The organism is Allomuricauda sp. R78024, from assembly GCF_044596045.1.
Lineage (GTDB): Bacteria > Bacteroidota > Bacteroidia > Flavobacteriales > Flavobacteriaceae > Flagellimonas.
In genome coordinates this window covers 1,393,975-1,412,857 of record NZ_CP138995.1, presented here as the reverse complement: position 1 = coordinate 1,412,857, position 18,883 = coordinate 1,393,975, and the positions used below count along the sequence as shown (strand labels likewise).

The window sequence follows — 18,883 nt, the reverse complement described above, 5'->3', positions numbered from 1 at the left end:
TTTTTGTTTGTTGTTGTTTGACATTAAGTCGAAAAAAAACAAAAAACACTACCCACAGAACCATGAAAAAAAGTGCTATGGGCAGTGAATCTATTATTTTATTTTGTTCTTTTTTAAGAAATTGTAGATGTAGTTTGCAATTTCATCGCCCTTTTCTTCCAAAGCAAAGTGCCCAGTGTCCAACAAATGGAATTCCACATTCTTTAAGTCTCTTTTATATGGATGCGCTCCAGAAGGTGGAAAGATAATATCGTTCTGTCCCCAAACGATTAAAGTAGGTACTTGATACTCCCTAAACAGTTTTTGCCATCCTGGATATTTTCCCATATTTGTTCTATAGTCATAGAACATGGCCAATTGGATCTCGTTGTTTTCTGGACGTGTTAAATGTTGTAAATCATGGTTCCAGTTATCTGGACTCACTTTAGTGCTGTCTTGTACACCATGCAAATACTGCCATTTTAAGCCACCTATTTGATGGAATCCTTCCAAAGGTTTTTTATTTGCTTCTGAATTGTCTGCCCACAGTTTACGTAGTGGATCCCAGAAATCAGCCAAACCTTCCGTATAAGCATTTCCGTTTTGAACAATAAATGCATCTACACGCTCTGGGTGTTTTTCAAAAATCCTATATCCCACTGGCGCACCATAATCCATTAAATATAAGCTGTAGCGATCTACTTTTAGCTGCACCAACAACTCATCTACGATTTCGGCGAAATTGTCAAAGCTATACTCAAAATCTGCCATGGCAGGTTGGGAGCTACGTCCGTATCCAGGATAATCTGGGGCGATTAAATGATAGTCTGAGGATAGATCTTCCATTAAATTTCGGAACATATGCGACGAGGTAGGGTACCCATGCAATAAAAGTAAGGTAGGGGCATCTTTAGGTCCCGCTTCTCGGTAAAAAATATCCAGCCCGGCAACTTTGGCCGTATGAAAGGTAGTTGGGTAATCATCTTTGGTTACGGATTTCCCTTTGGTCTGTCCGTTAAGGTTCATGGCAAAAACTACTGCCAAAGTAAAAAGTGTTACGATTGTTTTTCTTGTTTTCATTGTTTTAGATTTAATATTCATTTATTACTACCGAACGTTCGGTAAATTTATTGTTCAAATTTTTTTAGGTATTGGTATAGCGTTCTTTAATTTGGCTGATGGCCTTTTCAAAAGGCTCCGTAGTATCCATAGCTTTGGACAGCACCAAACTCCCTTGAATATCTATAAAGGTTTGTTTTGCAAATTGCGTTGCAGTTGCATCATCTAAATGCACGGCCTTGCCCAAAGTAATAAATGATGACAACCATTGGTTGATTCCCTTTTCTATTTTCTCTCCAAACAGCGCCATTCCAGTATCCATGGATAGGGAACGATACAAACACACTTCCTTACCATTGTTGTACACTGCTTTTATGTTTATCAAAGCTTCGTCCAAACGTTGTACCGAAGGTATCTCATCATCAGACAATACAGCATAGACTTTGTTGTCAATCCAAGATTCCATAAAGTCCAGGACAGCTGACGTCATCTCCTTTTTACCACCAGGATACCGATGATAGAGACTAGCTTTCTTAAGACCAGTAGCTTCCGCCAATTCGTTTAAACTGGCTCCGTCATATCCCTTAGCTCGGAACACGGACATTAAGCCGTTTAAAATTTCTAGATCTGATACTTTTGCCATTCTCATGGGACAAATGTAACAATATTTTAAATTTTACCAAACGTTCGGTAAAATTTTAACATTCTTTAACCAAATTGTCACATCGAGCACAGTCGAGATGTCTTCCCAATCCACGTTCTAAAGAGTTCTCGCCCTTCGACAGGCTCAGGATGCTACAACCAAAAAAACATAGTTAACAACCAATTATACTCTTTCGATATCTCCCAAAACAAATTTTAACTATCTTGTAATCAACAAACTCCCCCTTTTTTATGAAGTATTAACTGCATATCCTGTATGCAGCAATTAGCCATGTTATATTTTAACCACTAAAAATTGCAGCAATGGACCACTACAAAAGCTTGTACAAATGGATGATCATTCCCATGATCTTTATGCAATTTGGCATTTTTGGGGATTATTGGGGCGAGTTTGTCCAAAAAGCTTGGTCCGTGCATGTACATTACTGGACCGGCACCATTTGGTATCTATATCTAATCATACAACCATATTACGCTACACACGGTAAATTGGAAAAACACCGTACCAACGGCATTATAGGAATGTTTTTGGCAGGTGGTGTCTGTATTACTGCTTTTAGTATGCTATTTAGGGATATTACCAATGCCAACGATGCTGCTGAATTTAGTGACAACTTTGGGCCTTTTGAGCCTTGGTTTTTTATTGGTGTAGCGGCTGTGGAAATTGTGATGATTCTGGCCTTTGGCTATGCCGTAATTATGAGTATTATAAAACGAAAAAGTCTGGAAGATCATGCTTGGTGGCTAATTACCACAGTGTTTTTGATTATGATGCCTGCCTTGGGCCGTGGTATACAAAATGTGTATGTTGGTCTAAATGCCAAACATTGGCCCCATATAGATATCATGCTCCCCATGTACTTTACACAAGTATTGATTATTGGGATGATACTTTTGGCCGCCTGGAAGTATAAAAAGCTAAAACACCCTGCCACCTATCTGGCTGTTTTAGTAAATGTGTATACTTGTTTTTTAGAACCTTTAGGCCGTTCTCCTGCAGTAGAAGCCTTTTTACGTGCTGTAATTAAGGATTAAGACTATACATTATAGAAAAACCTTAGTTTTTTTAAGGGTTTTGTGTATAATAATCTGCTGTACATAAACTAACTTGTGAACAATCTCCCCAACTCTATTTTTAGCTATAATCAATTATTATATATGATTGTTGCCCACAAACTGAATAAATAGCAGTATTAAACAATATACTTTATGAAATTAGAAAATATTTTGGATAGACTTGGTTCAATAGAAAAGAACTCATTTATTAAAATAATTGATAATATCATAACCAAGAACCCAAAAAACGGAAAAGAAATCGAAAATATTTTAAGCTCATCAGATAAGGGTTTGAAATCGGTTGACAATCAAAATATATCCAAAATTTTTGCTTTAACTGCAAACGAATTTCAAGCTCACATTAAGTGTGAATTTCAGGAAATCACATCACAATTAGATATTTTAATCGACATCATAATACGTGATGGCAATTGCATAATGAAACGAGATTGGTTTTCGAGATTATATGAAACCGAAATCAAAAATCTTAAAGTAAGAATAAAAGGATTGAACGTTGACTTTGAAAATGATAAATCGGAATTGAGTATAACTCGAAAACGTGATTATAAAATCTACAAATCTTGTTTGCATACAGCTTATCGAAATGACATTGAAAATAACCGAGATGCAAAAATTACGTCAGACGAACTCTCAATAATATTAACACTTTCAAGACAATTAGGGCTTTCACAAGAAGAAGTCAAATTAATAAATTACTCAATAATACCAATCAAAAAGATTGATATTCAAGACGTAATAAAAGGTCTAAAAAACATTGGTGTAATATTTTATTCTAACAAAGAGAATACGATTTACATAGCAGATGAAATGGTTAGAATGTTACGCAGAGTTCGAGAAAAAGAAGTCGCAGAAAAATTCTATCGAAGAACACTTAAACTTTTAAGAGAACCTATTATCAATCAAATTGCCAGAGAGCATAATATTGACAGAAAATTGTCATACGCTCAAAAAATTGAAGAAATAATAAAAGAAGGTGTTTCTTTTACGAGCCTACTTCTAGATGATATTTATAAACAAGGAAGTACATTAACAGAAAAGAAAAAGACTTTAAATGAACTTTGCGAAAAAGGTCTGAATATTTCAAATTTAAAAGGAAGCACGTTAGATGACAAAATTAGTAGTCTTATTAAACATTTTGAGAATGTTGAGCGTGATGAGAAAGTAGGGATATCATTGGATGGATTTGACAAACTTCTCACGGAATTAAATCAATCTCTACCAAAACTGAACAAACAGATAAAAGACCAATTCCAATTACAAGATGAATATGTGTTAAAAGCAGATTTTTTACTTGATTACAACATAAAGCCAAGAGATATTTTGGACTTAATAGTTAAAACGGATTTAACCAAATTTATTAAGGACTATGGAATTAAACAACGTGGAGATGATATTTTAAACATTCTTGAGCATTACAAAGATGTTGAGAATTTGTATTTAGAAAACTTCGAAAATGTTGCTTATAGAAATTTGAACCTATTAAAAGAAAACGGTATAACTATTAAAGAAAGTGAACTCGGAATAAAATTCGAGGAATTAACTAAAGTAATTTTTAAAGGTTTGGGGTTCAATGTTGATGATACGTTTAAAAATAAGCTGAACACTAAAAAGGATATGATAGATATTCTTTTAAACTTGGATAATAATGAAGTGATAATTGTAGAATGTAAAACAAGCAAAGAACGAGGTTATAATAAATTTAGCACTGTTTCAAGACAATTAAAATCTTATCAGAATTTAGCACTTAAAAATGACTTGCGAATTGTTAAAATATTACTTGTCGCACCAGAGTTTAGTGATGATTTTGTTACGGACTGCGAAATGGACACAGAAATGAATTTATCACTTATAACAGCTTCTACTCTATCGAATATTTCAGAGGCTTTTAAAACATCAAAATACACGGAATTTCCTCACGTATTATTCAGGGACATAGTAATAAACGAAGAACGAATATTAAAAGCTCTAAGTAAATAAAGTGAATGAGCTGGTATCTAGATGTTTTTAGTGATACTAGTTTTATTTTAGCTTAGAGATTTCTCCGTCGTTTAGCTCCTTCGAAATGACTATTTTTCAGTTTTAAATTAGAAGGGTGAAACCTCCCAAACATATTCTCTTCATTATCGTAATTGCGCAATTTTTTTGCACATCACTCTGGTTTGCAGGGAATGGCGTACTGATTTCTTTAATTGCCCATTTTAATTTAGGCGAAAACAGTTTAGGCAACATCACTTCGGCTGTGCAATTTGGTTTTATCATCGGTACCTTACTCTTTGCCTTATTAACATTAACAGATCGTTTTTCGCCCTCTAAAGTATTTTTATGGAGTGCCATTCTGGGTGCTATCTTTAATCTAGGTATTATTTGGGAAGGTAGTGGTTGGACCAGCATTTTAATATTTCGATTTTTGACCGGTTTCTTTCTGGCGGGTATTTATCCCGTAGGCATGAAAATCGCCGCAGATTATTTTAATAAGGGCTTGGGCAAATCACTTGGCTATTTGGTAGGTGCTTTGGTATTAGGTACCGCCCTGCCGCATTTTCTAAAATGGCTTTCTGCTGTATTTCCCTGGCAATATGTAATCTATACCACCTCTGCACTTGCCGTTTTGGGTGGTGTCCTTATGGTAGTTTTAGTGCCCAATGGCCCCTACCGAAAACCCAGCCAACATCTCAACTTTACAGCTTGTTTTTCTGTTTTTAAAAAGAAGGATTTTAGGGCCGCTGCTCTTGGCTATTTTGGACATATGTGGGAACTCTATACGTTTTGGGCTTTTGTTCCGATTTTGCTTGGGCTACATGCGGAATGGCAGGGGCATAACCTATTTCGTGTTTCCTTCTGGTCGTTTTGGGTCATTGCGATTGGTGGATTGGCCTGCGTGCTTGGGGGATATATTTCGCAGCGTAGGGGCACTAAACGTATTGCGGCCACCTCCCTATTCCTCTCTGGGATTTGCTGTTTGGTATCTCCATTTCTGTTGCTTTACGCCTCCACTCCCGTTTTTATAGCATTCTTGTTGTTTTGGGGTATGGTAGTCATTGCAGATTCACCCCTCTTTTCTACCATGGTAGCGCAGAGTGCCCCAGTAGAAATTAAAGGCACCGCACTGACCATTGTCAATTGTATTGGTTTTGCCATCACCATAGTTAGCTTACAGGTGATTGCCGCACTTCAGGATGTTATCCCTACACAATATCTTTTTACAGTTTTAGCTCTTGGCCCTATTTTAGGGTTGTGGGGATTGTTCAAAAAACGTAGAAATTAAAAGCAATCGTCACTTAGAGTGATTTTACATAATCGTATCGAGAAGTATTCGTAATTCAACACCACTCAAACTGACGTGGTTCTTCAAGCCGAATGTGAGGAATTACTTTTTGGGGCCTTAGATTTCTCAATCGTCGCTTCACTTCACATGTCTAAATGATCTTCGGGCACCTTATCTTTCCTTCGACTATGCTCAGGATGACAACAGGAAGGAGCAAACTTCTTTTAAAAAACGTTCTTAACCGCATCAATGGTTTTATCCAAATCAGTATAGCTGATGGCATCATTTAAAAAATAACTCTCAAAAGCGGAAGGAGGTAAATAAACGCCTTGGTCCAACATACCATGAAAGTATTTTTTAAAGGTATCGTTATTTCCTTTTGCTGAAGAGACAAAATCAACCACTGGCGCTTCACAAAAATGTACTGAAATCATGCTGCCGTATCGATTAATTTGGTGTGCTACGCCTTTTTCCGTCAATACACTGGCAATGCCTTTGTGCAAATATTCGGTTTTCTCCGCCAGGCTGGAAAAGACTTCTGGTTTGTTGTTTAGTTCTGTGAGCATAGCAAGTCCTGCACTCATGGCCAATGGGTTCCCACTTAAGGTACCTGCTTGGTATACAGGGCCATCAGGAGCCAAATGAGCCATAATTTCCGCTTTTGCAGCAAATGCTCCTACGGGAAGTCCACCTCCTATTACCTTTCCGAACATTACAATATCTGCATCAATCCCCAAAGCTTCCTGTGCTCCGCCTTTTCCCAATCGGAAACCGGTCATCACCTCATCAAACAACAAAAGAATGCCTTCCTCCGTGCACAATTTTCGTAATCCTTGGATAAATTCATCATTAGGAATAATACAACCCATATTTCCTGCTACGGGCTCCAAAATAATAGCAGCAATTTCGCCTTTGTTAGCTGCAGCCAACGCTTTTACACCTTCTAGGTCATTGTACTCCGCCAAAAGGGTGTCCTTGGCCGTTCCTTGTGTAACGCCCGGGCTGTTAGGACTACCAAAAGTAACCGCACCACTCCCTGCTTGTATCAAAAAAGAATCGGAATGGCCGTGGTAGCAACCCGCAAATTTGATGATCTTATCTTTTCCTGTATAGCCCCGGGCAAGTCGCACGGCACTCATACAGGCTTCGGTACCACTATTCACAAAGCGAATCTTATCTATATTTGGCACCATGGAAACGGCCAGTTTTGCCAATTCCGTTTCAATCTCCGTGGGCATTCCAAAGGAAGTTCCTTTTTTGGCCTTCTCCACCACTGCATTGATTACTGGTTCGTATGCATGACCCAAAATAAGAGGACCCCAAGAAGCGATATAGTCAATTAACTGGTTGCCATCTTCATCATAGAGGTAGGCGCCCTTTGCTTCTTTTACAAAAATAGGGTCGCCCCCTACTGCTTTAAACGCTCTTACTGGGGAATTTACCCCACCAGGGATATATTTTTTGGCCTCAGTAAATAAGGCGCTACTTCTTTGGTATAGCATGGATTATTTTCTATTTAATTGTCAGTTCAAGTTGTCATCCTGAGTATATCGAAGGACGAAAACGATTCAAAGCACAAGACATCTCGACTGTGCTCGATGTGACAAATTATTTTGTTTTTTCTTTTCGAATGTTGAGTACCTGTCCTATGGCCAGCGTATTGGTATTCAAATTATTGATTTGTTTGAGTTCGTCTACCGAAATGGTATATTTTCGAGAGATGGCGTATAGTGTTTCCCCTTTTTCCACCACATGGGTAAACACTTCATATTGTTTGGGTTTTCGTACTGTTTCCAATCCGCCACGAACCACTTTCTCATCGTATTGATCCAAATTGTAGCGTTCAATAAGGGCAATAAGTTTCTGGGGATACTTACGGTCTGTGGCGTAACCCGCTTCACGCAAGCCGTACGCCCATTTTTTATAATCGTTCCGTCTATAATTGAATAAGAATTTATACCGGGAACGGGAAGAAAGGAAAACACTATGATCCCTGAATGAATACATAGGGTGGTTGTATTTCCTAAAACATTCGCCCTTGGCATCATCATCATGAAAATCGAATTCGCCATCCCAACCCGTATGGCATTTAATACCAAAGTGATTGTTGGTTTTTTTGGTAAGCTCTCCTTTACCCGAACCGCTCTCTAAAATACCTTGGGCCAATGTGATACTTGCCGGAATGCCAAAGGCACGCATTTCGTATTGAGCCATCTCCGAGAACGTTTCAATATACTCCTGTGTATTGGCAACCGGGAATTTTACAAACCTTCCGGGGTTAACAGGCAAGGGATATAATTCTGACTCTTTTGTACCGTCTTTGGGAATTCCAGTATTGGGGTTACGGATTGGTTTGGTCTTAACCACCGTTTTTGTTTTTTTTGATGGGGTTCGCTTTTTAGCTCCACAACTTGCAACCAATAAAGCCAACACTACTAGATATCCTATTCGCCTGATCATATGTCCAATAACGGTAAATTTTTCTTCTTCAATACAAGGTTCATGCCTTTTATACCTTGTAATCCTCCACTATGGATGGCCAAAATACTGGCGCCTGGTTTAAAAAACCCTTGCTTTACCATGTCTAAAATACCAAAAAGCATTTTTCCCGTGTAAATGGGGTCTAATGGAATTTGGGTTTCTTTTTTAAAGATATTGATGAAATCAATCAAGCGTTCATCTACCTTGGCATAGCCTCCAAAATGGTAATCAGGAATAAACTCCCAATTTTCATTACGGGCAAATTTAAGAATATCCTGCTTTAGAAAATCACCTTTTAACGCTGGGAACCCTAAAACGGTTTGATGCGGCTTTGCTGAATTGATAAGACCGGCCACAGTGCCACCAGTCCCCACACAACTGCAAACAAAATCGAATTCCATATCTGCTTCGGTCAAAATTTCTTCACAGCCTTTTGCCGCCAAAGCATTGGTTCCTCCTTCTGGTAACAAATAAAAATCACCAAAAAGAGATTTCAGTCTTTCATAAAAAGTTGAAGTATCTTTTTCTCTGTAATCACTTCGTGACACAAAATGAAATTCCATTCCATGTTCCTTGGCCAGTTTTAGAGTGGGGTTTTCTGTCCAGCTATCTTTAAGTTCTTCGCCACGGATAATACCAATGGTTTTTAATCCTGCTTCTTTACCTGCAAATGCCGTGGCAGCAATATGGTTGGAAAATGCACCACCAAAAGTTAGTAGCGCGGTGTGTTCTTGTCTTTTTGCCTCAAGTAAATTGTATTTTAACTTTCGGTATTTATTACCTGAGATAAAAGGGTGTATGGTATCCTCCCGCTTTAAACAAAGCGTTATGCCTTTTTCCTCAAGAAGAGGTAAGTGTACTTTTTGATTGGGGATTAACAAGTTGTGAGTTTATCGCGTCAAATAATCCAAAAAACCAAAGGTTTTTCTTTGCGAAAGATAATCTTTATCATTCTCATTGGCATATGCCTCACGTTCAAAACTTATATTTTGATATGCTCTATAACTATCAAGATAAAGTAATGTTCTTAGCAACCATTCAGAGATATAAAGGATATAAAAAGGGAGGATAAATAGTTCTCGCTGCTGCTTAAGATGTATACGCTCATGATTAATGAGTGCCTCATCATTTCTGAGCGCATCCTCTTTTAAGATGATGAAAGGCCAAAGGGACAAGCCTACATAATTTCGATAAAAAAAGTGTTTAAATACTAATATCACACTAAAACTATCATAAGATTCCTACAAATATAACAGCTAAATTTTGTGAAAATTAAATTGTTTCGATAATACACTTAACATTTTCGGTGAACTACTCAAGGTGCCTTCAAATTGTAAAATCCTAGTCCTATTCACTGGAATACCTTAATTTTATAAGTAACGAAATTGGTTTCGTAAGATATGAAGGAGCTTATTCCCTTGGAAGAGGGTGATTTTTATCTCTCTGAGGAGGGGTACAAAGTATTTACAGAAAAATACCATTTAAAACGAGGCTATTGTTGTGAAAGCGGCTGTAGACATTGCCCCTACGGTTACGACAAAAAAACAAATGGCAGACCTTGAACGGGAATATTCGGCATAATATTTGTGATTAATTTGTAGTCATTTCTATGAACTCAAAAAAAAGATTACTATGAAAAATTTAAAACTATTAACACTAACTGCTCTCGCAGTTACTTTCTTGGCATCCTGCAGCTCTGTTAGGGTTATTGCCGACTATGATAAAGAAGCGGATTTTAAAACCTATAAGACTTATGCCTTTTATAAAACAGGTATAGACAAGGCCCAAATATCCGATTTGGACAAAAAACGAATTCTAAAAGCTATTGATACCGAAATGAGTTCTCGCGGTTTTGTAAAATCCCAACAACCAGATTTGTTGGTGAATATTTTTACGAAAGAACGCGAGCAAGTAGATGTATACAACAACAACTTTGGCTGGGGTGGCTGGGGTTGGGGTGGCTGGGGCTACGGAGGTTTTTACAACCCATGGCTTTGGGGCCCAGGTGGAGGTTTTGGAAATAATGTGAGTACCAGAACTGAAGGTTCTTTGTATATAGATTTGATAGATGCCAAAAACAAAGGATTGGTTTGGCAAGGTCGTGGTGTAGGCACCTTAAATAACACTAAAAATATTGATAAAAAAGAGGAACGAATTCGTGAGTTCGTAGCAAACATTCTCAAAGAATATCCGCCATCTACCGAGATTGCAGCAAACTAAAAAATTTAAAACCGCCCTTGAGGCGGTTTTTTTATGCCCACTTACCAACTAACAAGAAACACATTGTGATTTTGTATCTTTATGGTGACTAAAAAAGTGCAATGAATTACGAATCCAATCCCATTCTAGACAAGCTGCCAGAGCATCTAAAACAGTTCATAAAGCCGCAGAATTATGATGACTATTCTGCTATTAATCAGGCAGTGTGGCGCTATGTAATGAGGAAAAATGTGGACTATTTGAGTAAAGTGGCCCATAAATCATATGTGGATGGTTTGTTGAAAACAGGAATTTCCATAGATCATATTCCCAACATGTATGGCATGAACCGTATTTTAAAAGAGATTGGTTGGGCAGCGGTTGCCGTTGATGGTTTTATTCCTCCTTCTGCATTTATGGAGTTTCAGGCATATAACGTATTGGTCATTGCCTCAGATATTAGACAGCTAGAAAACATTGAATACACCCCAGCTCCAGACATCATTCATGAAGGGGCAGGACACGCTCCTATAATTGCAAATCCTGAATACGCTGAATATTTAAGACGCTTTGGGGAAATAGGTAGTAAAGCCATTTCAAGTGCCAAAGATTATGAGCTCTACCAAGCTGTAAGGCATCTTTCCATTATCAAAGAAGCAACAGGAACCTCACAAGAAGAAATAGACAAGGCCGAAAAGCATATTGAAGACTTACAGGAAAATATGGGCGTACCTAGTGAAATGGCCCTTATCCGAAACCTTCATTGGTGGACAGTGGAATATGGTTTAATTGGCACGCTGGATAATCCAAAAATTTATGGTGCTGGTCTACTATCATCTATTGGGGAAAGTAAATGGTGCATGCAAAGTGATGTAGTTAAAGAACCTTACACCATTGAAACAGCCCAAAAAGCCTTTGATATTACCAAACCACAACCGCAACTTTTTGTCACTCCTCATTTTGCCTATCTGAGCCAAGTATTAGAGGATTTTGCAAACACCATGGCTTTACGTACCGGAGGACTATCTGGAATACAAAAATTAATAGATTCCAAAGCCCTTGGAACCATTGAGCTTAGTACGGGGCTTCAAGTATCAGGACAGTTCAATTCGGTTATTGAACATAATGGCAAACCCGTTTACATACGAACGGTAGGTCCTACAGCATTGGCTTATCGCGAAAAAGAACTCGTTGGACACAGCACTGAGCAACATTCGGAAGGCTTTGGCTCCCCTATTGGCAAGTTAAAAGGCATCAACCTTGCTATTGAGGATATGGGTCCTCGTGATTTAAAAGCATACAAAATTTTTGAAGGGGAACAGATTTCATTAGAATTTGAAGGAGGTGTGAACATAGAAGGCACTATAGTCACCGGAACCCGAAATCTACAGGGTAAAATCATCTTGATCACCTTTAAAGATTGCAAGGTTACCTATGATGGAACGCATTTATTCCTGCCCAATTGGGGGCTATACCATATGGCTGTTGGCCAAAAAGTAGTTTCCGCTTTCAATGGTCCTGCAGATTTAAACAGTTTTGACCTTACCTCACATGAACTAACAGAAACCACCATTAAATCCGTAAAAAACACCGAAAGAAAACAATTGGAGCTATATTACGCTCAAATCAGGGATTTTAGGGAGGGTGTAAATACTACTATTTCTAGAAATAAGGTTTTTCAAGAACTCAAGAAAGACCACCCAGATGATTGGCTTTTGCCCACAGAACTTTATGAGTTGGCCAAAAAGAGCGATGACAAGGAGTTTCAACAAGAAATACTAGTGCATTTGGAAACAGTTAAACTGAATAACCCAAAGGTGGGGCATTTAATTGATGATGGCGTAGGTTTAATCAATAAGAGTTTTTCCCATAGTCTCTAATGCTTTAGCGGAGTCAATCTTTTCCTGACCATAGGTCAAAGTCCAACCTAAGGTGTTTGTAAGCACATAAATTCTAGAAAGTTCGCTGATCAACCGGTTTTCAGCATTGGATTTTAGTGATGAAGCATTTACTTTTTTAAGCAATGAGGTGGTTACATTTTGCTTTATGGCATTGTAATCTTCAGCCTTAAATGGATTAAAATAATCTGCCGTCACATCATAATATTCAAAATCAGGATTGATTTTGATTTCAGGTTCAGGGATAACTTTAATATGAATCGTTTTTTGAGCTTCATCCATTTCATATTCAATCTGGGAAAGATCATATGAAATTGTGGCCTCTGCATTTACAACAACCAAAGCTTTCTTATCCGCTGTGACCAATGCACCAAACAATTCTTTAGAATCGGCATAGTTATAAACCTCAACAAAATGTCCTTCTGTTACGATGAGTTTAGATACCTGCTTTAATTCTTGCTGAATAAGCATTGTATTTTCCTTTAGAATCGACTGCTGCGCCCTATCATCAGCGCAGGATTTATAAATCAACACAGATGCTAAGGCAATGATCGCTCCAACGAGTACTTTTTTCATTTAGGCAAATTTCATAAAAGGATACCTTTCTTTAAGATACGTAATTTTCGTCTGGAGCGACTTTTTAAACTTTTGATGTTCTTCAGAATCAGGATTAAAAGCTCGGTGTTGCAGGCCTTTTTGAATCGCCTCTACCTCTTCCATAACCGCATAAGATTGTGAGGAAATCCAACTAGATTTAAATTTCTCCCAGATGTAATCAATGGCCAGTTCGTTAGGATGCACCATATCCTTTCCGTAAAAACGATAGTCTCGTAATTCGTCCATCATAATTTCATAAGATGGAAAATAAATCTCTCTCGACTGCGCTCGAGATGACAGAACACCATGAAGGGCAGTAATCAAATGCGATTTGCTTTGTTGATTTTCCGTAAAGCCATCTTTTAAATGCCGTACCGGGGAAATTGTAAAAATTACTTGCGCATTTTCATTTACAGAATGCACCAATTCAATCAATCTTGCGAGGCTATTTTTAATCACTTCTATGGACAACAATTCTTTAGAAAACTCCTTTTGGGGAACCTTATGACAATTGGCAACAGCCTTTTTAGTGCTATTGTGCCTATATACCCATGCAGTACCCAAAGTAATAATGATGTGGGTAGTCTGCTCTAGTTGTTGCTTGGTTTCTTTAAGACCTTCATTTAAATTTTGAAGTAATATAGTCTTAGAAGTGGCACTATTATCAGAATGAGCATCAAAACAATGCCAAATGCCATGATGTTCAAAAACTTCATTTTCTTGATAATTGCGATTTTCAATGGCACGTTCCACTAAATTTTCGATGGCCAAAAGGTGGAATAGGATTCCGAATGGGTTCTGGAGTTGTTGAAACTTAAAATACTCCAGTTTTTCACCAATATTCTCTACAAAACAAGAACCTAACAACAGTAGTTTACTCTGATAATCTATTGAATTTTCAGATTTTATAAGAGGGACTGTGGTTTGGAGTTTCATTTTGGAAGTATCCGTTCAACTATCTGCAATTTTCTAAATCCTTAATCATTTCTTTGTATTGAGATTCTAGCTGTATTTCCAACTGGTTCACAAATTTTAAAATTCGGCCCAAATCATCAATAGATTGATTTCGCAAAGCTTCCGTGGCTTTATCAATCTCATTTTGAACCAAATTCTGGGTATTGTATATGCCCTCTAATTCGTAAAGGCATTCATACCCAAATTCATGAAATATTCCTGTAGATTTTGAGGTTTCCCATGCAATTCTGCTCAGTTCTGTAATATCAAGGTTGATGTAGGTATCCCCCACATAATTGTACAAATCTGTGTCAACATAAGTGGAATCGGTTACCGTGAAAAAATCCTTGTATTTATCTTCAAAGGCACTCATGGTTTTTGGCGAAACCAATAACTTACCTGAATTCTCCTTCTGTATTGCCTTAATAGCATCAAGGAAGAAAGTGATTTCTTGATTGTTTGTCCTATTTTCTGCAAGCTGCTCTAAATTGGTATTGAGTTCGCCTTTTATTTTATCCAAAGCAATTTCGATATTGGCATTTGCCGTTTTTGAAGAATTCCAATCATTGAACCAAATAGCAAGATTTATCCCTACAAAAATCAAGAAGATTTCACTAAGAATGTACTTCCAATTGATTTCTCCAAGTTTAATAAATCGCATACGCTATTCCATTTGATTGACCATTTCCTTTGCTCTTTTCAAAGCATCTGGAATACCTGAAGGATTTTTACCTCCAGCGGTAGCAAAGAAGGGCTGTCCACCTCCACCGCCTTGAATATATTTACCCAATTCGCGAACGACATTCCCTGCATTCAATTTTCTATTGGACACCAATTCTTTGGAAATGTAACAAGACAACAGTGCTTTTCCATCATTTTCTGCCGCAAGCAATAAAAATAGATTGGAAAACTGACCCCCTATTTCAAAAGCCAGATCTTTAATTCCATTGGCATCTAAATCAACTTTTTTGGCCAAAAATTGAACCCCATTTACTTCTTCTAGTTCTGCAACTAAATCGCCTTTAAGTCCTTTGGCTTTATCTTTGAGCAGTTGCTCCACTTGCTTTTTAAGCGCAGTGTTTTCCTCCTGTAGTCCTGTTACCGCTTTTACTGGATCTTGTGCATTGTTTAGTAGGTCCTTAATCTCAAAAAGCATTCTATTGTTCTTAAAGTAGAACTCTTTTACGGCGTCTGATGTAATGGCCTCTATCCTTCTTATCCCAGCAGCAACAGCTCCTTCCGATACTATTTTAAAGTGCCAAATATCCGCTGTATTCTTTACATGGGTACCTCCGCATAGCTCAATGGATTGCCCAAACCGAACCGTGCGCACAGTGTCCCCATATTTTTCGCCAAACAATGCCATTGCCCCTTGATTCATCGCTTCTTGAATGGGCATATTTCTATGTTCTTCAAATGGTAACTGACCCTCTATTCGTGCATTCACAAAATTCTCAACACTTCTAAGTTCTTCTATACTCAACTTGGAAAAGTGCGAAAAATCGAATCGCAAATATTTAGAATGTACTGCTGATCCTTTCTGCTCCACATGTGCTCCCAAAACCTCACGTAAGGCTTGGTGCAACAAATGGGTTGCCGTATGATTACTGGCCGTTCGCCAGCGCTGTTTTTTATCTACTGTAGCCTTAAATGTTCCAGAAACATCCTTTGGTAAATTCTCAGAGAAATGAACTATTTCATTATTCTCTTTTTTAGTATCTATAATGTAAATAACATCTCTGTTTGCAGCCTCCAAGTATCCCTTATCTCCTACTTGACCTCCTCCTTCGGGATAAAATGGGGTGAGATTAAAGACCAACTGAAATTGTTCTCCTTCTTTTTTGCTGCTTACTTTTCGGTATTTCACCAATTTTACCTCCGCTTCAAGACTGTCGTAACCTACAAATTCTTGTTCAGCATCATCCAAAAGTACAGTCCAATCCTCTTTAGAGACTTCGGAAGCTGCCCTGGAACGGTCTTTTTGTACTTTCAAAGCTTTTTCAAAACCTTCGGAATCCAATTGATATCCTTTTTCCTCTAAAATCAAAGCAGTCAGGTCAATGGGGAATCCGAATGTATCATACAATTCAAAAGCTTTTTGCCCATCAATCGTTTTACTTTTTGAAGACTTTATAACCGAATCTAACAGCACCAACCCTTGTTCCAGTGTGCTCAAAAACGAATTCTCTTCTTCTTTGACAACATTCTCAATTAATTGGTACTGCTCACGAAGTTCTGGATAGGCTTTACCCATGGTTTCACCCAACACTTTCACCAACCGGTAAATAAATGGTTTTTTGGTACCCAAAAAGGTAAACCCATAGCGTATGGCTCGTCTTAAAATCCTTCGGATTACATAGCCTGCACCTGTATTGCTCGGCAATTGCCCATCTGCTATGGAAAATGCAACGGCTCTAATATGATCAGAAACAACCCGTATGGCAATGTCCGTCTCCTCATCTTTACCATATTTACGACCAGTGATGGTTTCTATTTCGCGAATCAATGGGGTAAATACATCCGTGTCATAGTTGGACTTTACGCCTTGTAAAACCATACACAAACGCTCAAAGCCCATTCCAGTATCAACATGTTTTTCAGGTAGATTTTCAAGCAGTCCATTGGCTTTTCTATTGTATTGCATGAAAACCAAATTCCATATTTCCACTACTAGAGGATGGTCTTGGTTTACCAAAGAGGCACCTGAAACTTTAGCTTTATCTTCTTTTGATCGTATATCTACATGGATTTCCGAACAAGGTCCGCAGGGGCCTTGATCTCCCATCTCCCAAAAATTGTCCTTTTTGTTCCCCATGATAATTCGGTCTTCAGGAACAATGGCCTTCCATAGCTCAAAGGCTTCTTTGTCCATTTCCAAATTATCTGCATCATCACTTCCCTCAAAAACAGAAACATAAAGACTGTCCTTATCAATTTTATAAACTTCGGTTAATAACTCCCATGCCCATTGTATTGCTTCCTTTTTGAAGTAATCTCCAAAACTCCAGTTCCCCAACATCTCAAACATGGTATGGTGATAGGTGTCCTTGCCCACTTCTTCCAAATCGTTATGCTTACCGCTAACCCTAAGACATTTCTGGCTATCTGAAACTCGCTTGGATTTTGGAATGGAGTTCCCTAAGAAAAACTCCTTAAACTGGTTCATTCCCGCATTAGTAAACATCAAAGTAGGGTCATCTTTCATGACCATTGGGGCAGAAGCGACTATTTTATGCTTTTTCTCTTTAAAAAAGTCTAAAAACTGAGCTCTAACTTCTTGGGATGTCATTGTAATTGCTAGGGTTTTATTAAATTTAACATTTTATACAAAACAATTTTTATATTTGTTTGTTTTGATTAAAAGAATGCGCAAAAATAGGATAAAATCCCTTCATGTCTAAAGTTAAGTACTATTACGATCCAGATACACTTTCATATAGGAAGATTGAACCTAAAAAGTCCAAAAAGTATCGGAATCTCTTCTTTTTCATAGTAGGAGCTGCTTTGTTTGGCCTTATTGGCCTTATTGTACTTTTAAATACAAATTGGTTAAACACTCCTAAAGAGCTTTCTTTAGATCGTGAGGTTCATAATTATGAGCTTCAGTTTGAAATCTTGACAAGGAAAATGGCTCAGATGGAGCAGGTTTTAGCCAATATTGAAGATAGGGACAACAATATCTATAGGTTATATTTTGAAGCAAATCCCATACCTGAAGAGCAACGTAAGGCTGGTTTTGGTGGTATAAACAGATACAATTCCTTGGAAGGTTTTAACAATTCTGAAATCATTATCAATGCTACAAAGCGTTTAGATATTATTCAAAAACAAATGGTCATTCAATCCAAGTCTTTGGATGAAATTGCCAAATTGGCCGAAGAAAAGGAAAAGCTTTTAGCGGCCATTCCAGCGATACAACCTGTAAGAAATGAAGATTTAACCCGAATGGCATCTGGTTATGGATGGCGTTCAGATCCGTTTACCAAAGCTAGAAAAATGCATTGGGGCATGGATTTTACCGCACCAAGAGGTGTGCCAATTTATGCAACCGGTGACGGAACAGTTAAACGTGCAGACAACCGTTCTTCAGGATATGGCAAACATATTAGAATAGACCACGAGTATGGTTATATGTCTTTATATGCCCACCTAAGTAAATACAACGTTAGCAAAGGGCAAAAGGTAAAGCGAGGCGATTTAATAGGCTTTGTAGGCAATACAGGGCGTTCAGAAGCTCCTCATTTACATTACGAAGTCTTTAAAGATGAAGAACGCATCAACCCTATTAACTTCTATTATGGAAGTTTGACGGCGGAAGAGTTTGAAAATATGCTCAAATTCGCCAACCAAGAGAACCAATCACTGGATTAATGCATGTAGATCTTCCTGAAAAACGATATTACGGCATTGGTGAAGTAGCCAAAGCGTTTGGCGTGAACACTTCTCTGATTCGGTTTTGGGAAAAAGAGTTTGATGTGCTTCAGCCTAAAAAGAATGCCAAAGGCAATCGAAAATTTACTCCACAGGATATTACAAATTTGCAATTGATTTACCACTTGGTAAAGGAACGTGGGTTTACCCTGGAAGGAGCAAAAATCCATTTGAAAGAAGAAAAACAAAAAACCCTCTCCAATTTTGAAGTGGTCCAAAAACTGCAAAAAGTAAAGGCCGAACTTCTAAAAATTAAAGAACAACTATAACATAACTATAA

Annotated in this window: 18 protein-coding genes; 8 read left to right on the top strand and 10 right to left on the bottom strand. The window is 37.9% G+C overall.

Going from position 1 to position 18,883, the window contains the following annotated elements; all coding sequences use genetic code 11:
* Nucleotides 1-93: 93 nt before the first annotated feature.
* Both SJY44_RS06250 and SJY44_RS06245 read right to left on the bottom strand, forming a co-directional pair.
* On the bottom strand, nt 94-1,059 hold the full coding sequence (locus tag SJY44_RS06250) for an alpha/beta fold hydrolase (protein WP_396591719.1): 966 nt from the start codon (nt 1,057-1,059) through the stop codon (nt 94-96).
* A 64-nt stretch (nt 1,060-1,123) separates the two neighbouring features.
* Nucleotides 1,124-1,681, bottom strand: a complete 558-nt coding sequence (locus tag SJY44_RS06245; RefSeq protein WP_396591718.1) for a TetR/AcrR family transcriptional regulator — start codon at nt 1,679-1,681, stop codon at nt 1,124-1,126.
* 323 nt (nt 1,682-2,004) lie between these two features.
* On the opposite strand from SJY44_RS06245, the gene SJY44_RS06240 reads away from it, so the two are divergent.
* From SJY44_RS06240 to SJY44_RS06230, 3 genes are all read left to right on the top strand, one after another.
* The gene (locus SJY44_RS06240) at nt 2,005-2,736 is read left to right on the top strand and encodes a hypothetical protein (protein ID WP_396591717.1); all 732 of its coding nucleotides are present in this window, start codon (nt 2,005-2,007) and stop codon (nt 2,734-2,736) included.
* A 174-nt stretch (nt 2,737-2,910) separates the two neighbouring features.
* Nucleotides 2,911-4,755, top strand: coding sequence for a hypothetical protein (locus SJY44_RS06235; protein ID WP_396591716.1), 1,845 nt, complete (start codon nt 2,911-2,913; stop codon nt 4,753-4,755).
* A 115-nt stretch (nt 4,756-4,870) separates the two neighbouring features.
* Nucleotides 4,871-6,043 carry a nitrate/nitrite transporter gene (locus SJY44_RS06230; RefSeq protein WP_396591715.1) on the top strand — a complete coding sequence of 391 codons (1,173 nt, stop codon included), beginning with the start codon at nt 4,871-4,873 and terminating at the stop codon, nt 6,041-6,043.
* A gap of 224 nt (nt 6,044-6,267) precedes the next feature.
* Here SJY44_RS06230 and hemL read toward each other — a convergent pair whose 3' ends face one another.
* The 4 genes from hemL to SJY44_RS06210 form a co-directional block, all read right to left on the bottom strand.
* Entirely contained in the window at nt 6,268-7,545 is a 1,278-nt protein-coding gene (gene hemL, locus SJY44_RS06225; protein WP_396591714.1) for a glutamate-1-semialdehyde 2,1-aminomutase, read from the bottom strand.
* Between the two features lie 106 nt (nt 7,546-7,651).
* Nucleotides 7,652-8,503 (bottom strand): glucosaminidase domain-containing protein, encoded by an 852-nt coding sequence (locus SJY44_RS06220; protein WP_396591713.1) that lies wholly within the window; start codon nt 8,501-8,503, stop codon nt 7,652-7,654.
* Nucleotides 8,500-9,405 (bottom strand): 1-aminocyclopropane-1-carboxylate deaminase/D-cysteine desulfhydrase, encoded by a 906-nt coding sequence (locus SJY44_RS06215; protein ID WP_396591712.1) that lies wholly within the window; start codon nt 9,403-9,405, stop codon nt 8,500-8,502. The genes SJY44_RS06220 and SJY44_RS06215 overlap by 4 nt, the downstream gene beginning before the upstream one ends.
* Before the next feature lie 9 nt (nt 9,406-9,414).
* Nucleotides 9,415-9,744 carry a hypothetical protein gene (locus SJY44_RS06210; protein ID WP_298924698.1) on the bottom strand — a complete coding sequence of 110 codons (330 nt, stop codon included), beginning with the start codon at nt 9,742-9,744 and terminating at the stop codon, nt 9,415-9,417.
* 180 nt (nt 9,745-9,924) lie between these two features.
* Here SJY44_RS06210 and SJY44_RS06205 point away from each other — a divergent pair, with 180 nt between their 5' ends.
* From SJY44_RS06205 to SJY44_RS06195, 3 genes are all read left to right on the top strand, one after another.
* Nucleotides 9,925-10,086, top strand: coding sequence for a DUF5522 domain-containing protein (locus tag SJY44_RS06205; RefSeq protein WP_396591711.1), 162 nt, complete (start codon nt 9,925-9,927; stop codon nt 10,084-10,086).
* 70 nt (nt 10,087-10,156) lie between these two features.
* Nucleotides 10,157-10,744 carry a DUF4136 domain-containing protein gene (locus SJY44_RS06200; protein WP_298924694.1) on the top strand — a complete coding sequence of 196 codons (588 nt, stop codon included), beginning with the start codon at nt 10,157-10,159 and terminating at the stop codon, nt 10,742-10,744.
* Between the two features lie 101 nt (nt 10,745-10,845).
* Nucleotides 10,846-12,603, top strand: a complete 1,758-nt coding sequence (locus SJY44_RS06195; protein WP_396591710.1) for an aromatic amino acid hydroxylase — start codon at nt 10,846-10,848, stop codon at nt 12,601-12,603.
* On the opposite strand, the gene SJY44_RS06190 is transcribed toward SJY44_RS06195, so the two are convergent.
* From SJY44_RS06190 to alaS, 4 genes are read right to left on the bottom strand one after another with little or no spacing between them, the layout of a single operon-like run.
* Nucleotides 12,571-13,197 (bottom strand): DUF4230 domain-containing protein, encoded by a 627-nt coding sequence (locus SJY44_RS06190; protein WP_396591709.1) that lies wholly within the window; start codon nt 13,195-13,197, stop codon nt 12,571-12,573. The genes SJY44_RS06195 and SJY44_RS06190 overlap by 33 nt on opposite strands.
* On the bottom strand, nt 13,198-14,154 hold the full coding sequence (locus SJY44_RS06185; RefSeq protein ID WP_396591708.1) for a GSCFA domain-containing protein: 957 nt from the start codon (nt 14,152-14,154) through the stop codon (nt 13,198-13,200).
* Nucleotides 14,155-14,173: 19 nt separating this feature from the next.
* Nucleotides 14,174-14,833, bottom strand: coding sequence for a hypothetical protein (locus tag SJY44_RS06180; RefSeq protein WP_396591707.1), 660 nt, complete (start codon nt 14,831-14,833; stop codon nt 14,174-14,176).
* Between the two features lie 3 nt (nt 14,834-14,836).
* Nucleotides 14,837-17,461: an alanine--tRNA ligase gene (gene alaS, locus SJY44_RS06175; protein WP_396591706.1), complete on the bottom strand. Its 2,625-nt coding sequence runs from the start codon at nt 17,459-17,461 to the stop codon at nt 14,837-14,839.
* A 104-nt stretch (nt 17,462-17,565) separates the two neighbouring features.
* Here alaS and SJY44_RS06170 point away from each other — a divergent pair, with 104 nt between their 5' ends.
* Nucleotides 17,566-18,543 carry a M23 family metallopeptidase gene (locus tag SJY44_RS06170; protein ID WP_396591705.1) on the top strand — a complete coding sequence of 326 codons (978 nt, stop codon included), beginning with the start codon at nt 17,566-17,568 and terminating at the stop codon, nt 18,541-18,543.
* Nucleotides 18,543-18,872: a MerR family transcriptional regulator gene (locus SJY44_RS06165; protein WP_396591704.1), complete on the top strand. Its 330-nt coding sequence runs from the start codon at nt 18,543-18,545 to the stop codon at nt 18,870-18,872. The genes SJY44_RS06170 and SJY44_RS06165 overlap by 1 nt, the downstream gene beginning before the upstream one ends.
* Nucleotides 18,873-18,883: the final 11 nt, after the last annotated feature.

Excerpts from the sequence above, each read along its gene's own strand:
- SJY44_RS06205 (WP_396591711.1), top strand. The coding sequence starts at position 9,925 with ATGAAGGAGCTTATTCCCTTGGAAGAGGGTGATTTTTATCTCTCTGAG.
- SJY44_RS06165 (WP_396591704.1), top strand. The coding sequence starts at position 18,543 with ATGCATGTAGATCTTCCTGAAAAACGATATTACGGCATTGGTGAAGTA.
- SJY44_RS06180 (WP_396591707.1), bottom strand. The coding sequence starts at position 14,833 with ATGCGATTTATTAAACTTGGAGAAATCAATTGGAAGTACATTCTTAGT.
- SJY44_RS06195 (WP_396591710.1), top strand. The coding sequence starts at position 10,846 with ATGAATTACGAATCCAATCCCATTCTAGACAAGCTGCCAGAGCATCTA.
- SJY44_RS06185 (WP_396591708.1), bottom strand. The coding sequence starts at position 14,154 with ATGAAACTCCAAACCACAGTCCCTCTTATAAAATCTGAAAATTCAATA.
- SJY44_RS06220 (WP_396591713.1), bottom strand. The coding sequence starts at position 8,503 with ATGATCAGGCGAATAGGATATCTAGTAGTGTTGGCTTTATTGGTTGCA.
- SJY44_RS06170 (WP_396591705.1), top strand. The coding sequence starts at position 17,566 with ATGTCTAAAGTTAAGTACTATTACGATCCAGATACACTTTCATATAGG.
- SJY44_RS06200 (WP_298924694.1), top strand. The coding sequence starts at position 10,157 with ATGAAAAATTTAAAACTATTAACACTAACTGCTCTCGCAGTTACTTTC.
- SJY44_RS06235 (WP_396591716.1), top strand. The coding sequence starts at position 2,911 with ATGAAATTAGAAAATATTTTGGATAGACTTGGTTCAATAGAAAAGAAC.
- SJY44_RS06250 (WP_396591719.1), bottom strand. The coding sequence starts at position 1,059 with ATGAAAACAAGAAAAACAATCGTAACACTTTTTACTTTGGCAGTAGTT.
- SJY44_RS06245 (WP_396591718.1), bottom strand. The coding sequence starts at position 1,681 with ATGGCAAAAGTATCAGATCTAGAAATTTTAAACGGCTTAATGTCCGTG.
- alaS (WP_396591706.1), bottom strand. The coding sequence starts at position 17,461 with ATGACATCCCAAGAAGTTAGAGCTCAGTTTTTAGACTTTTTTAAAGAG.
- SJY44_RS06190 (WP_396591709.1), bottom strand. The coding sequence starts at position 13,197 with ATGAAAAAAGTACTCGTTGGAGCGATCATTGCCTTAGCATCTGTGTTG.
- SJY44_RS06240 (WP_396591717.1), top strand. The coding sequence starts at position 2,005 with ATGGACCACTACAAAAGCTTGTACAAATGGATGATCATTCCCATGATC.
- hemL (WP_396591714.1), bottom strand. The coding sequence starts at position 7,545 with ATGCTATACCAAAGAAGTAGCGCCTTATTTACTGAGGCCAAAAAATAT.